At 69.2% G+C, this 14,817-nt stretch carries 10 protein-coding genes; 4 read left to right on the forward strand and 6 right to left on the reverse strand.

Annotated elements, in window-relative coordinates:
* Window positions 1–148: 148 nt before the first annotated feature.
* The 5 genes from NFC98_RS10210 to NFC98_RS10230 form a co-directional block, all read right to left on the reverse strand.
* On the reverse strand, window positions 149–1,633 hold the full coding sequence (locus NFC98_RS10210) for a retention module-containing protein (RefSeq protein ID WP_254274890.1): 1,485 nt from the start codon (window positions 1,631–1,633) through the stop codon (window positions 149–151).
* Between the two features lie 116 nt (window positions 1,634–1,749).
* Window positions 1,750–2,373 (reverse strand): response regulator transcription factor, encoded by a 624-nt coding sequence (locus NFC98_RS10215; protein ID WP_254274891.1) that lies wholly within the window; start codon window positions 2,371–2,373, stop codon window positions 1,750–1,752.
* Window positions 2,373–3,803, reverse strand: coding sequence for an HlyD family type I secretion periplasmic adaptor subunit (locus tag NFC98_RS10220; protein WP_254274892.1), 1,431 nt, complete (start codon window positions 3,801–3,803; stop codon window positions 2,373–2,375). Before NFC98_RS10220 ends, NFC98_RS10215 begins: the two co-directional genes overlap by 1 nt.
* The gene (locus tag NFC98_RS10225; RefSeq protein WP_254274893.1) at window positions 3,803–5,974 is read right to left on the reverse strand and encodes a type I secretion system permease/ATPase; all 2,172 of its coding nucleotides are present in this window, start codon (window positions 5,972–5,974) and stop codon (window positions 3,803–3,805) included. Before NFC98_RS10225 ends, NFC98_RS10220 begins: the two co-directional genes overlap by 1 nt.
* 80 nt (window positions 5,975–6,054) lie before the next feature.
* Window positions 6,055–8,049 carry a TolC family outer membrane protein gene (locus NFC98_RS10230; RefSeq protein WP_254274894.1) on the reverse strand — a complete coding sequence of 665 codons (1,995 nt, stop codon included), beginning with the start codon at window positions 8,047–8,049 and terminating at the stop codon, window positions 6,055–6,057.
* A gap of 405 nt (window positions 8,050–8,454) precedes the next feature.
* Here NFC98_RS10230 and NFC98_RS10235 point away from each other — a divergent pair, with 405 nt between their 5' ends.
* The 4 genes from NFC98_RS10235 to NFC98_RS10250 all read left to right on the forward strand — a co-directional run bounded on the left by NFC98_RS10235 (window position 8,455) and on the right by NFC98_RS10250 (window position 14,307).
* A complete protein-coding gene (locus NFC98_RS10235) occupies window positions 8,455–8,736 on the forward strand; it encodes a hypothetical protein (protein ID WP_254274895.1) in 282 nt (93 codons plus the stop codon).
* Window positions 8,737–8,868: 132 nt separating this feature from the next.
* Window positions 8,869–10,365 (forward strand): tRNA uracil 4-sulfurtransferase ThiI, encoded by a 1,497-nt coding sequence (gene thiI / locus NFC98_RS10240; RefSeq protein WP_254274896.1) that lies wholly within the window; start codon window positions 8,869–8,871, stop codon window positions 10,363–10,365.
* Between the two features lie 87 nt (window positions 10,366–10,452).
* Window positions 10,453–13,623, forward strand: a complete 3,171-nt coding sequence (locus tag NFC98_RS10245) for a transglycosylase domain-containing protein (protein ID WP_254274897.1) — start codon at window positions 10,453–10,455, stop codon at window positions 13,621–13,623.
* Between the two features lie 54 nt (window positions 13,624–13,677).
* Complete coding sequence (locus tag NFC98_RS10250; protein WP_254274898.1) at window positions 13,678–14,307, forward strand: glutathione S-transferase family protein; 630 nt, start codon at window positions 13,678–13,680, stop codon at window positions 14,305–14,307.
* A gap of 110 nt (window positions 14,308–14,417) precedes the next feature.
* Here the strand turns inward: NFC98_RS10250 and NFC98_RS10255 are convergent, their stop codons facing one another.
* Window positions 14,418–14,687, reverse strand: a complete 270-nt coding sequence (locus tag NFC98_RS10255; RefSeq protein ID WP_183329317.1) for a hypothetical protein — start codon at window positions 14,685–14,687, stop codon at window positions 14,418–14,420.
* Window positions 14,688–14,817 lie beyond the last annotated feature (130 nt).

Below are 14,817 nucleotides of genomic sequence, written 5' to 3' on the forward strand. Positions count from 1 at the left end.
CCGACGGTTACCTTGAAAGTAGGCGGGGAAACGGACGCCGAGTATTGGACCGATGGACAGGTCAGGCATCAGATTGACGCCCATCAAGAAAAGGCATTACTCCCATGCCGGTCCAGGCGACCCCTGACACCGGCACGGGGGGCGGGTGTCACTCGATATCGAGTTCCTCGTCGTCCAGCAGCTGCTGCAGGATGTCGTCGTGATAGGCGACCCCCTCCAGCAGGAACACCTGGTCGGCCGCCTCCAGGTCGCCATCGCCGAACACCCCGTCACCGCTGACATGCAGCAGGGTATTGCCCGCCTCGTCGGCAGTGGCCTGCAGGAAGTCCTCCAGGGAGTCGCTGTCGCCATCCCACTCCTGGAGCAGGTCGCGCAGGTCCAGCGAGCCATCCTCTCCGAGGCGATAGAGGGTCGGGCCGTCATCGTCAGCGGTGTCGGCGGGCTCCTCCTCACCCAGGCTCCAGTCGAGGGTCTCGGCATCGGGTTCCTCGAGGGCTCCCACCTCGATCTCGCTGTCGACCACCAGAGATACCGGCCTAACGGCGAAGGCGCTCTCGTCGCCGCTGCTGCCTGGCCCGGTGCTGCCGCCCAGGAAGGCGATATAGCTGAAGGCCTCGTCATGGTCGATGGTCACCAGGCCATCCTGCATCTCCAGTTCCTCGAGGCTGCCCTCGAAGAACCTGACGCCGTCCGCATCGTAGAGATGGTAGGTGGCGCCATGGATCGGCCCCGCCAGCTCGAAGGTGGCCAGGTCGGCAGGCGCCGCCATCTCGAAGAGGATCGCCTCGCCGAACTCGATCGCCTCGGGGTCGTCGCTGGCGGCGGCATGGTCCACGGCGTAGAAGCCGTCATCCCCCAGGGCCACGAAGGCACTCTGGTGGGGCACGTCCTTCAGGCTGTCCACCGTGGAGAGCGTCCCTGCGCCCTGCCCGACCGTATGCGCGGTGGCCGCCAGGATGACCGGCTCTTCCGGCTCTTCCGGCTCTTCCGGCTCTTCCGGCTCTTCCGGCTCTTCCGGCTCTTCCGGCTCTTCCGGTTCTTCCGGTTCTTCCGGTTCTTCCGGTTCTTCCGGTTCTTCCGGTTCTTCCGGTTCCGGCTCGACGGGTGCCTCGCCACCAGGAACGGCGGGCGGCTCCGCCGCGGGCGCCGCGGCCTCATCGCCCGGCAGGGCCTCGCGCGTCTCGGGGAGCTCGCGCTCGCCTGCCTGGTCGAATGCGTAGTTCAGCGGCTCCACGTTCTCGACGATCCGCGGCAGGCGCACGAAGTCATGGCCGCCATCCTCGCCGCCGGCACCGGGGCCGGCCGCGGCCGGGTCCAGCACCGCCAGCAGGTCAACTTCGGGCTGCTCCAGGGCAGCCAGCAGGGCGTCGAGCTCTTCGTCGCCCCGGGGGCTGTCGGCTTCGGCACCGGCCAGCGCTTCGAACACCGACGGCTCCATCTCGACGACACGCCCGGCACCGATAGCCATCGTCTCGGGAGCGTCGACCACATCCAGCACGGCGCGGCTGTTGGTGCCGGTGACCAGGAACTCGCCCGGCTGCAGGACATCGCCGATGCGCAATTCACGCAGCGCACCGTCGGCGGTGCGGGCCCAGGCCTGGCCATTCAGGGAAATCAGGGTTGCGATGCTCATGGCGGGGTCCTCCCGAGCTGACGGCGATCGAGACGAAATATGAACGACCGCTTCATGAAAAAGCATGGGTCCTATCGGTCAAAAAACCCACTGTCCTGATGGACATAACGCACCGGTCATTGACCTGGATCAGCCAGGCTGATGCTCTGATGAGAAAGCCGCAGGACCAGTTGCATCCGGTCGCGGATGCCGAGCTTGCGGAACACGGCACCGAGATGGGCCTTGACGGTCCGCTCGGTGATGTCGAGCCGCCGCGCGACCTCCTTGTTGCTCTCGCCGCGCGCCACGGCCAGCGCTACGGCGCGCTCCCGCTCGGTCAGCTCGGCCAGGACGTCATCCTGCAGACGCGCCTCGCCGCCCAGGGCCTGGAAGGTGCCGCCCACCACCCGGGCCAGCAGTTCCGGCGGCACCCAGATGCCTTGATGCGTAGTCACCAGCTCCACCTGGCGAAACAGCTCCGGCGGCGAGAGGGCGTGGACATAGCCCCGCGCGCCGGCATCCAGGGCCTGGAAGGCCTCCCGCGAGGAAGGCAGGTAACTCATCACCACCAGGGTGGCCCCCTGGCGCCTCAGCCCGGCGACAAGCTCGAGCCAGCCCGGCAGGTTGCTCATCACCCAGGCCAGGTCGCCGGCCCTGACCCGCGCACGCGCCTGGTCGGGCCCGACCCGAACCGCTCCCGCGAAGGCCTCCTGCCACCGGGGTACCTCATCGCGTCCACTGCAGACGAAGACATTCGTCATCATCGTTCTCCCATGGAATCACTCCATGCCCGCAGCACGGGCTTGAGCATGAACTGCATCACGGTGCGCTTGCCGGTCATGATGTCCACCTGGGCGGTCATGCCGGGGATCACCGACAGCTGCTGGTTGACCTCCTCGCCATCCAGCGCCCGCACGCGCACCAGGTAGAAGGTATTGTCGTTGTCGTCGGTGATGGTGTCGGCGCTGATATGGTCGAGCTCGGCCTCGAGGCCACCGTAGATGGCGAAGTCGTAGGCGGTGAGCTTGATCGTCGCCGGCTGTCCCGGCCTCAGGAAGGCGATGTCCTGAGGCGCGATCCGGGCCTCGACCAGCAGCTGGTCGTCGCTGGGCACGATCTCCACCACCTCCTGGCCCTGCTGGGCCACCCCGCCGATGGTATTGATGTTGAGCCGCTGCACCACGCCGGTCACCGGCGAGCGCACCTCGGCGAGGCGCACCCGGTCCTGAAGCCCGGCGCTGGACTCGTCCAGGGCATTGAGGTCTCCCAGGGTCTGGGCCAGGTCGTTGCGCCAGTCGCTGCGGCGTTCGATGCCCAGCTCGCGCAGCTGGGTCCTGGCTTCCTCGACGGCGGCTTCCAGCCGCGACACCGCGGCGGCCGCCTGGTCACGTTCGCCGGTGGCCCGGGACACCTCGCGTTGCAGGCGCAGGATGTCCACCTCGGACACGGCACCGGACTGCAGCAACGGCCGGGTCAGGTTGAGTTCCTGACCGGCCATGTTGGCCTCGCGCTGGGCGGTATCGCGACGGGCCTGGGCCTCGCGAAGCTCCTCCTCGCGCTGGCGGATACGGTCCTGCAGGATGTTCTCCTGCTCGCGCAGCTCCTCGCGGCGGCTCTCGTAGACCTCGCGCTCCTGGGCGACGATGCCAGGCGCCTCGGCGCGCAGCGCCTCCGAAGGGTCGAACGGCGTCTCGGTGATCAGGGCGCGCAGCCGCTCGGCGCGCGCCTCAAGCGACAGCGCCTGGGCGCGGTTCTCGCGGAAGGTGGCGACGAAGCGGGTCGGGTCGATGCGCATCAGCACCTGGCCGGCCTCGACGAGCTGCCCCTCGCGCACCAGGATCTCCTGCACCACGCCACCGTCGAAGGTCTGCACGCGCTGCAGCTGGCTCGAGGGGATCACCCGCCCGGCGCCCCTCGTTACCTCGTCGATGGCCGCAAAGTAGGACCAGACCAGCAGCGCCGTCACGGCCAGCAGCACCGTGTAGAGGAAGGCCCGGGCCCGCAGGGGATCCTGCTGCATGCGCGCCCAGTCGGCGTCGCTGGCCCAGTCGCGGTTGAGGTGCGCGCTGGTCACCCGGCGCGAGAAGAGCCGATCCATGAAGGGGCGAAACGGCTTGCCACCGGTCTCGGAGAAACGCCCGATTGCTTCGAAGCCGCGCTGTTCGGCGCTCTTGCCCTGTTTCGTCGCCATCAGCCGGCCCTCCCGATCTGGCCCTTCCGCAGGGCCTCGACCACCTTGTCGCGGGGACCGTCGGCCACCACCTTGCCGGCGTCGATGACGATGATGCGATCCACCAGCGACAGCAGCGAGGTGCGATGGGTCACGACGATCACGGTCTTGCCGTGGGCATACTCCTTGAGGTTGGCCTTGAAGGCCTCCTCGCTGGCATGGTCCATGGAGCTCGTGGGCTCGTCGAGCAGCAGGATCCTCGGGTCGTGGACCAGTGCGCGAGCGATGGCCACCGCCTGGCGCTGGCCGCCGGACAGCGCCTGGCCCCGCTCCCCGACCTGGAGATCGACCCCCTGGGGATGAGTGTTGACCAGCCCGTCCAGCCCGCTGAGCTGGATGGCTCGCAGCAGGGCCTCGTCCTCGACCCCCTCGCTGCCGCCCCCGGCGACGATGTTGTCACGCAGGGTGCCGAAGAACAGGCTGACGTCCTGGGGCACGTAGCCGATCTGGCGGCGCAGCTCAATGGGGTCGACCTGGCGGATATCCACCCCGTCGACCAGCACGGACCCGGCCGTGGGCTGGTAGAGCCCGAGGATCAGCTTGTTGAGCGTGGTCTTGCCGCAGCCGACCCGGCCCAGCAGGGCTACCTTCTCGCCCGGCTCGATCGTCAGGGAGACGTCACGCAGCGCCTCGCGCTCCTCCTCCGGGTAGCGCAGGGTGACCTTGTCGAAGCGGATCTCGCCGCGCAGCGTTGGACGGCTGACGAATGCCTTGCCCTCCGGGCGCTCCACCGGGCGCTCCATCACGCCGTTGAGGGCCTGCAGCGCGGTGGAGGACTGGTGGTACTGCGCCAGCAGGGCGGCGGCCTGGCTGACCGGGGCCATGGCCCGCGACGACAGCAGGTAGGCCGCGATCAGCCCGCCCTGGGTCAGGTCCCCCTCGATGATCAGGTAGACCCCGATGATGATCACGCAGACCGCCACGCTGTGCTGGGCCCACAGCGCCACGCTGGAGACCGAGGAGCTGACCAGGCGCAGCTGGGCCGCGGTGCGCGACAGGAACGCCGAGGCCTTCTCCCAGGTGCCCTGGATGCGGCTCTCGGCACGCAGGGTCTTGACCGTCTCGAGCTGGGAGACCGACTCCACCAGGGTCGAGTTGCGCTGGGCGCTGACCCGCCAGGTGGTCTCGGAGAGCTCATGCAGCTTGCCCTGGGCCGCCAGGGCATAGAGCAGCACGAAGAGGATGCCCACCAGCACCGGCAGCACCAGGGGCGGGCCGATCAGCGCGATGATCGCGGCGAACATCAGCACGAAGGGCAGGTCCACCAGCGCCACCACCGTGGCCGAGCCGATGAACGCGCGCACCGACTCGTAGGACTGCAGCGTCGCGGCAAAGGAGCCGGTGGACGCCGGTTTCGCCTCCATGCGCAGCCCCAGCACCCGGGCCATCAGGGTCGATGAGAGCTTGACGTCGGCGCGGCTCGCGGCCAGGTCGACGAAGGCGTTACGCATCAGGCGCAGCGCCAGGTCGAAACAGAGCACCACGAAGATGCCTGCCGCCAGCACCCAGAGCGTCTCGGTGGCATGGTTCGGTACCACCCGGTCATAGACGTTGAGCACGAACAGCGGCATCGCCACGGCAAACAGGTTGATCATCACCGAGCCGGCGATGACGTCGCGATAGAGCTTGCGATTCTCGCGGATCACGCCCCAGAACCAGTGGCGCGAGCGCTGCTTCTTGACCTCCGGGCCGCGGGCATCGAAATGGAAGCGCGGCCGGACGTAGATCGCCTGGCCGCTGTAGCTGGCCTGCAGGCCGTCGAGGCTCACCTCGGTGGCGGCCTCGCCCAGTTCCGGGAATATCACCTTGGCCCGGCGGGCCTTGAGGTCCAGCGCCACCAGCACGCAGGCGCGGCCCGGCTCCAGCAGCAGCACGGCGGGAAACAGCGCCGGGTTGAGCTGCACGAGGCGGCTCTTGACGATGCGCGCGGTGAGACCGGCGCGGGAAGCCGCACGGGGGAAGACGCCCGGCGTCAGGCGCCCCTCCTCCAGGGGCAGTCCGGCGGTCAGCGACTCGGCGGTCACCGCATGGTCATGCAGGGTGGCCAGGGTCTGCAGGCATTCGAGCAGTTCGTCGCGAACGACCGGACGTGCCGGGCCTTCTGACGGGTCCAGGGGTTCTCGCTGGCTCACGGACACCTCTATAAGTGGAGACGCCCCGCCGGCGATGGCCGACGGGGCTGATGGCAGACGCTCACGGATGAGGCGTCATCCTAGCGTAAGGCGAGTTGCCCCGCCTGCAGCGAGACATAGGCGTCCACCTCGGCATAGAGGTTCACCGCCGCGGGCTCGGCCCAGGCGAGGGACACCGGGTCGGCGCCCGCAGCAAGCGCCTGGGGCTGGGCCTGGATCGGCCGGAAGCCCAGGTCGAGGTTCTCGCCGACTCGTTCCAGGGTCACCTCGACGCGGCGGTTCTGGCGACGCCCCTCGACGGTGCCGTTGGTCGCCACCGGCTGGCGGGAGCCGAAACCGCGGGTCTGGATCAGCTCCCGGTCGACGCCCTGGCTCGCCAGGTACTCGGCCACGCTGTCGGCGCGGCGCTGGGAGAGCGGGTCATTGATGGCGTCGCTGCCGGTGCTGTCGGCATGGCCGGCGATATAGACCCGGGAGAGATCGGTGCGGTTGCGGATCTGCGCGGCCAGTTCCGATAGCTCGCCGCGCGCCTGGCCGGAGAGCTCGGCGCTGTTGATGGCGAAGAGGGCATCGGCCGACAGGGTGATGTCCGGCGCACGGGCCGGAGCCTCGATCCCCCCGGTGAAGTCGGCCAGGGTGAAGCCCATGGGGCCGTCGGCCGGACAGATCACCTCGGGATTGATCTCCACCCCGTCGCTGCCCATCTCGGCCAGGGTCGGCATGTCGTCACGTACCACGCCGAGGCTCTGCATCAGCTGCCCCATGGCGGCCAGGGTGCGGGCATCGGCGAGCGCCACGTCGTACTCGGCATTGACGTAGGCGCGGCTGGCCTCGAAGTACTCGTTCTCGCTATCCAGCACGTCGAGCAGGGTGCGCTGGCCGATGTCGAACTGCTGCTGGTAGGCGCCACGCACGCGATCGATGGACTGGCGATGCTCGTTGAGGTAGCGGAGCTGCTCACGCAGGCGGCGGGTGTCGTTGTAGGCGATCTGGGTGGTCTGGCGGATGTTGTGGCAGACCACCTCACGCTGGTTGACCGACTGCTCGACGCGGTCGCTGGCGGCGCGGAAGGAGGCCAGGTCGCTGCCGCCGCGATAGAGGTTCATGCTGGCCACCAGCTCGATGCTGTGGCGATCGCGCTGCCCCAGCGGGTCGAAGTTGCCGTCGCTGCTGTCGTAGGTGCCGGCGCGACCGCGCAGGTCGAGCCGCGGCTGGAAGGCCGCGCGGGTGCCGGCCTGCTCGGCACGGCTCGCCTCGATGTTCTCGATGGCGGCATGGAACTCCGGGTTGCCCTGGAAGGCCAGGTTGACGGCTTCCGCCACCGAGGGCGGCAGGCGGGTGTCCAGTTCGGGCGCCGGTGCCAGGTTCTCGGCCGGCAGGTTGCCGACGATGCGCTGGTAGCGGGCGGTGACATCGTGCAGGTTGGAGGCCTCGGTCATCAGGTTGGACTCGGCCAGGGCCAGGCGACCGCTGATCTGCTCCAGGTCGACGCCGCGGCCGGCGCCGGACTGCACCCGGTCCTCGATCTGGTTGAAGACGCGCAGGTGGTCGGCATAGTTGTCCTGGGCCAGGCCCACCAGCTCCCGATAGCGACGCACGTCCAGGTAGGCGCGGGCCGCCTCCAGGGCGACGTTCTCGCTGGCCCCGAGCAGCTCGTAATAGCTCACCAGCTTGGCCCGATCCAGTCGCTCCACTTCGCTGCGGGTGGCGAAGCCGTCATAGATCATCTGGGTCAGGGTCAGCTCGGCGAAGGTCGTCTCGTAACTGCCGCGGCCGTCCGATTCCCGATCCTCACGGCCGATGCCGGCCGCCACGTCGACGCTGGGCAGGTAGTTGCCGCGAGCCACGCCCACGTCGTTGCCGGCGGCGCGCAGGCCGTTCCAGGCGGCGTGCACCTCGGGATTGGTCGCGAGCGCCTGGCGCACGACCTGCTGCAGGTCGGCGGAGCCAGGCGATGCCAGGCCCGCCGGCAGGCTCTGGGCCACGGCGGCGGTCAGCGGCAGCATAGCCAGCGCCCCGCCAACGACGGCGGCGCCAGCCAGGCGGGTGAGGGTGTGATCGGTTGCGCGTTTCATGGTAGTTCCCTTATGCATGATCCCGGGCCGATCCACTTGGCTCGTCACCCGGCAGGACGTGAATGATGGCTATTCGGGTCGCATCCCTGCAGGCCACAGCCGCACCGGATGGCGCATCCTTTCCCGTTCTCCTTGATCTGCCACGAAGCATCTCGGTCGAAAGACCGGGATTGAGGAAGGTGGCAGATAGCACTCAAGGCTGATTTTTTTAATATTTGTAAAATAGCGTAACTCAGCTTCGCATTTTGTCCAGCATCATGTCACTCGTTCAAGCACAATCTCGTCTCCACTTGATGTAAGCCAGGGATTACGTGACAACGCCTTCGCGCCGCGCCCTCTCTCCCGTCCCACCAAACGTGCTATCGTCACGCGGCATCGACACGGCTGCATGACAAGGAGAACGCCATGTCCTCATCGGAAATCCAGAAGACCCGGGTCATCAACGAGCTGCGCGGTTTCATCAAGAAGCTCCTGCAGGACCCGAAGATCCTCGAGCAGTCGCTGGAGATCGCCCGCCAGCGGCTGCCCGAGGGCCGCAACCGCGAGGTGATGGCGCGGATCGCCAACGAGATCTCGGAGACCACCAGCGTGCATATCCCGGAGGATCCGGCGGAGCACTCCGAGGCGGACCGCCTCTTCCTGGAGCTCCTCAAGGAGGTGGTCGACGAGGAGCAGGCCCTCTACTGAGTCCGGGGCGCCGCTTCCCCGGCATCTTCCCAGCGCCCGGCCATCGCCGGGCGCGTTTCGTTCCGGCACGCCCCGGCCCCTCTGGTATAATGGTAACCATCTGTTTCACAAGACCTTTACAGAAAACTTGCCATGTACTACCTGCTCAAGCTCTTTCCGGAGATCACCATCAAGTCGCGCTCGGTGCGGCGCCACATGACCCGCTGCCTGGCGGCCAACGTGCGCAACACCCTGAAGCCCCTGGACAGGCGGGTAACGGTAAGGGATGGCTGGGATGCGCTGCATGTCACCCTGCCCGACGGTGCCGACGAGGCCCTCGCCAACGAGGTGGAGGCGCGGCTGACCCGCATCCCGGGGATTCACGAGATCCAGGCGGTCAGCGAGACGCGCTTCACCAGCCTCGATCAGATCGCCGAGGCCATGGTCCCGCCCTGGCAGGCGCTGATTGCCGGGCGCCGCTTCCGGGTCTCGGCCAAGCGCCGCGGCGAGCATGGCTTCACCTCGGCCGACATGGAACGCCGGATCGGCGCCCGGCTGCTGGCCGCCGCCCCCGACGCCCGGGTCGACCTGACCGCCCCGGAGGTCGACGTTCCCGTCCAGGTGGTCGACGACCGGCTGCGGCTGATCCAGCGCCGCCTGTCGGGCCCGGGCGGCTATCCCCTGGGGCTGCAGGGCCAGGCGCTGGCGCTGATCTCCGGCGGCTACGACTCCCCGGTGGCCGCCTGGCGCATGATGCGCCGCGGCATCAAGACCCACTTCCTGTTCTTCAACCTGGGCGGGCCGGCCCACGAGGCCGGCGTGCGCGAGGTGACCCACCACCTCTGGGAGCGCTACGGCCTCTCGCACCGGGTGAAATTCATCTCCGTGCCCTTCGAGCCGGTCGTCGGCGAGATCCTGCGCCGGGTCCCCGATGGCCTGATGGGGGTGGTCCTGAAGCGGATGATGGTGCGGGCCGCCTCGCGGATCGCCCGGCGGGCGAGGATTCCGGCCCTGGTGACCGGCGACGCCATCGCCCAGGTCTCGAGCCAGACGCTGACCAACCTGTCGCTGATCGACGAGGCCAGCGACCTGCCGGTGCTGCGCCCGCTGCTCACCGAGGACAAGCAGGCAATCATCGACCAGGCCCGCACCCTCGACACTGCCCGCTTCGCCGAGGCGATGCCGGAATACTGCGGCGTCATCTCGCGACGCCCCCACACCCGGGCGCGTCGCCACCAGCTCGAGGCCGCCGAGGCCGACTTCGACTTCGCCATCCTCGATGCCGCCATCGCGGCCGCCGAGACCACCCTCTCCCACCGGCTCGCCGCTCCCGACATGGCGCAGCCCGCGCCGCGACCGGCCACGGTCCCGACGGTGGACTCCCCCGGCGAGCTGGTGGCGGCCGAGGATGTCAGCGTGATCGACATCCGGCCGCCCCACGAGCGGGAGGCCTCGCCCCTGGCGCTGCCCGGCGTGCCGAGCCTGGCGATCCCCTTCTACGAGCTCCAGCAGCGGGCCGATGACCTGCCGGAGGACCGGCGCTACCTGCTCTACTGCGACCAGGGAGTCATGAGCCGGATGCAGGCCCTGCACCTGCATGACCGCGGCCTGACCCACTTCGGCATCTATCGGGACGCCTCCCCCCGATAGCGATTTCCTCCTTCGCTTCCGCCCGCCTCGGTCTACGCTTACAGGAAGATACCTTCTGTTACCGAAGGCGAGAGGGAGGAGACGCGCATGGAGCGGCGCGAACCATCATGGCATCGACCTCCGGCATCCGATGAGCCGCTGCTGTCGCCCGGCTGGCCGCCCCCGCCGGGCAACGTCGCGCCGAAGAGGGCGACGCCCGCCCGACGCCGGCATCGCTGGGGCCTCTGGCTGCTGGTCGTTACCCTGCCGGTGGCGGTGAGCCTGGCCACCCTGCTGGTGGCCGAGGCACGCACCTCGCGCTTCCAGGCCCAAGAGCTCTCGCGCTATGCCGGCACCCTCACCTGGACCCTGGCCCCCGGGCGCAGCGACCGCCTGCTGACACCGTCCCACGGTCCCTTCGACGAGCGGCTGGGCTACACCCGCCTGCCCGGCTTCGAGGAACGCCTGGTCTCCCGCGGCTACGCCATCGAGCGCCAGGCGCGCTTCTCCCCGGCGCTATTGGACTTCGCCCAGCGGGGGTTCTTCCCGCCCTACCGGGAGAAGACCCGGGCCGGCCTGAGCCTGGCGGAGTGTCGCAGCGACTCGCTCTACACCTTCCGCCACCCCCAGCGCTACTACCCGCACTTCGACGCGGTACCGCCGCTGGTACTGGACATGCTGCTGTTCATCGAAAACCGCGAACTGCTGGATGCCAGCGCCCCCCATGCCAACCCGGCCGTGGACTGGCCGCGCTTCGCCCGTGCCGCCCTCTCCCAGGTGGGCCAGGCCCTTGACATGCCCGGCCAGTCCGCCGGCGGCAGCACCCTGGCCACCCAGATCGAGAAGTATCGCCACTCCCCGGGCGGCCTGACCGCCGCCCCCATGGAGAAGCTGCGCCAGATGGTCTCGGCCAGCGTGCGCGGCTACCGCCAGGGGCCCGAGACCCTCACCGCCCGCCAGGACGTGGCGCTGGACTACCTCAACACGGTGCCGCTGTCGGCCGCACCGGGCTACGGCGAGGTCCACGGCCTGGGCGATGGCCTGCATGTCTGGTTCGCGGCCGACTTCGATGAGGTGAACCGGCTGCTGGTCCCGGGTTTCAACGCGGCGGTCGAGCCTCAGCGCCACGGGCTGGCCCTGCGCCAGGTGCTCGCGCTGATGATCGCCCAGCGTCGCCCCTCCTGGTACCTGAACCGGGGCCGCGACAGCCTGGAACGCCTCACCGACAGCTACCTGCGCCTGCTCGGTGACGAGGGCCTCCTGCCGGTCGCCCTGCAGCAGGCCGCCCTCGACCAGCGCCTCGCCTTCCGGGACTTCGGCCAGTCACCCCTGCATACCCGCCTGGCCGTGGACAAGGGGGTGCAGATGCCGCGCAGCCGCCTCGCCGGCATGCTGGGCGTCTCCCTCCACGAGCTGGATCGCCTGGACCTGTCGGCCCGCACCACCCTGCAGGGCGACCTGCAGCGACAGGTCACCGACTACCTGCACCGGCTGGCCGACCCCGCGTTCGCCGGCGAGATCGGCCTGTTCGGCGACCGCCTGCTCTCGCCGGAGAAGACCGGCGAGGTGCGCTACAGCTTCACCCTCTTCGAGCGCGGCGAGGAGGGATTCCGGGTCCGCGTGCAGACCGACAACGGCGGCCAGCCTTTCGACCTCAACGAGGGCAGCAAGCTCGAGCTCGGCTCCACCGCCAAGCTGCGAGTGCTGGCCACCTACCTGGAGGTGATCGCCGAACTGCACGGCCGCCATGCCGGCCAGCCGCAGGAAACGCTGCGCTCGCTCGAGGTGGATCGCCAGGACACCCTGACCCGCTGGGTCCTGGACCGGCTGGCCGCCGCCCCCGACCTGCCCCTGCACGACCTTCTCGCGGCCGCCATGCAGCGCCGCTACTCTGCCAGCCCCCACGAGGCCTTCTTCACCGGCGGGGGGCGCCATACCTTCAGCAACTTCCGCCGCGAGGACAACGGCCGCCAGCCGACCCTCGAGGAGGCCATGCGCGAGTCGCTCAACCTGCCCTTCGTCCGGCTGCTGCGCGACCTGGTCCAGTACAGCGTCCATCGCAGCGAGGACCGTCGGCAGCTGCTGGAGGACGACGGCGACCCTCGCCGGCTCGACTACCTGCAGAGCTTCGCCGACCGCGAGGGGCGGGTCTTCCTGCAGCGTTTCTGGCGCAAGTACCGCCACCTGGAGAGCGACGACCGCCTGGAGGCCTTCCTCGGCGGGCTGCGGATCACCTCGACCCGCCTGGCCGCCGTTCACCGCTACCTCTTCCCCGAGGCCACCCCGGAGGCGTTCGCCACCTTCCTGGCCGAGCGCCTGCCCGGCGAGGCCCTCTCTCACGGGCGGCTGGAGGAGCTCTACCGGCGCTACGCCCCGGAGAATCACTCGCTCTCCGACCAGGGTTACATCGCCCGGGTCCATCCCCTGGAGCTGTGGCTGGTCGGCTACCTGCTCGACCGGCCGGAGGCCGGCTATGCCGACGCCGAGGCCGCCAGCCGCGACGAGCGCCAGGAGGTCTACGGGTGGCTGTTTAAGACCCGCCATCGCAGCGCGCGGGACGTGCGGATTCGCACAATGCTCGAGGTGGAGGCCTTCCTCGACATCCACCAGCGCTGGCAACGGCTGGGCTATCCCTTCGACCACCTGGTGCCGTCGCTGGCCACGGCGCTGGGCAGCTCCGGCGACCGTCCCGCCGCGCTGGCCGAGCTGGTGGGGATCATCCTCAACGACGGGGTCCGTCATCCCACCCTGCGCATCGACGAAGTGCATTTCGCCGCGGGCACTCCCTACGAGACACGCTACGTCCCGGATGGCGGCCGGGCGCGCCAGGTGATGGCGCCCGAGGTGGCCGCCGTGCTGCGTGACACCCTGTCCCAGGTGGTGGAGGGGGGCACGGCACGGCGCCTGCAGAGCAGCTTCAGCCTCGACGAGACGACCCCGCTGGTGCTGGGTGGCAAGACCGGCACCGGCAACAACCGCTTCGAGACGGTGACCCGCGGCGGCCAGGTGCTCCACTCCGAAGCGCGCAACCGCACCGCCACCTTCGTGTTCTACCTGGGGGACGACCACTTCGGCACCCTGACCGCCTATGTGGCCGGCAGCGAGTCGGACCGCTTCCGCTTCACCTCCGCACTGCCCGTGCAGGTGCTCAAGGGCATGGAGCCGATCCTGCGCCCCTTCCTGGCCCCCGGCGCGCGCAGCGGCTGCCTGCCCCCCGCCCAGGGTGACTGGCTGATGGCGGCCGGCGCCGTCGGCGGTGACAGTCCGGCGAGCCTGTGAGAGGCTCGATGGCGGGGATTCCCCATTGCCTCACCGGACACGCGAGGAGCTGACATGATCAACCTCTGGACGTGGAGCACGCCCAACGGCCGCAAGGTCTCCATCCTGCTCGAGGAGCTCGGCCTGCCCTATCGGGCCCATGCCGTGGATATCACCCGGGGTGAGCAGCAGGCGCCCGAGTTCCTCGCGGTCAGCCCCAACGGCAAGATCCCGGCCATCCGTGACCCGGAGTCCGGCATGGCGCTGATGGAGTCCGGCGCGATCCTGATCTACCTGGCGGAAAAGGCCGGCCGGCTGCTGCCCACGGAGCCCACGGCGCGCTACCGGACCCTGGAGTGGCTGATGTGGCAGATGGGCGGGCTCGGGCCGATGCTCGGCCAGGCCCACCATTTCCTCCACTTCCATCCCGGCAAGGCCCCCTATGCCGAGGAGCGCTACCACCAGGAGGCCCGGCGCCTCTACGGCGTCCTGGAGCGCCGGCTGGCCGACCGGGACTACCTCGCCGGGGACTACTCCATCGCCGACATCGGCTGCTGGCCCTGGGTCTCGCGCTTCGAATGGCAGAGGATCGACCTGGCGGACTATCCCGGCGTCAGGCGCTGGTACCTGGCGATCGCCGCCCGGCCCGCCGTCCAGCGCGGCTACCACTGTCCGACCCGGGTCAACGATATCCCGCTGCCGTGAACAAGGGGATCGTCCACGGTGAAGCGCCCGGCAGCCAGGCTGCCGGGCGCTTCACTCGCGTGACATGACGGAACGTGGCGGCCGGCGTTGCACCGGGCGCCAGGCCGGTATCAGTTGCAGGGCACGACCTTGCGGGCTGTGTCCTTGGCCCACAGGCTCTGGCCGTCGGGCGTGGTGCCATGGGCGTTCCAGGTCTCGGTGACCTCGACGCAGTAGGAGCCGAGGTCCTCGACCCGCTTCTCGGGATCGGCGGGGCGGTCGTCGCCGATGCGCATGATGTCTGGGTTGGAGCTGGAGTAGTTCGGCGAGATAGCGTTGCCGGCACAGCCGGCCAGCAGGGCAGCGGCCACCATCAGGGGCAGGGTGTGGCGAAGTCGCATGGGTCATCCTCCATGAAGGGTCAGTCGTTCTGAACGGTTCCATGGATGCGTGACGCGAAGGTGATGAGAGCCGGCGAACCATCGATCCGTGTGGCCACCGTCAAACCATTTTAACCGACCCGGCGGGGGC

Source organism: Halomonas sp. 3H (genome assembly GCF_024206005.1).
In the GTDB taxonomy this organism is placed as follows: domain Bacteria; phylum Pseudomonadota; class Gammaproteobacteria; order Pseudomonadales; family Halomonadaceae; genus Halomonas; species Halomonas campaniensis.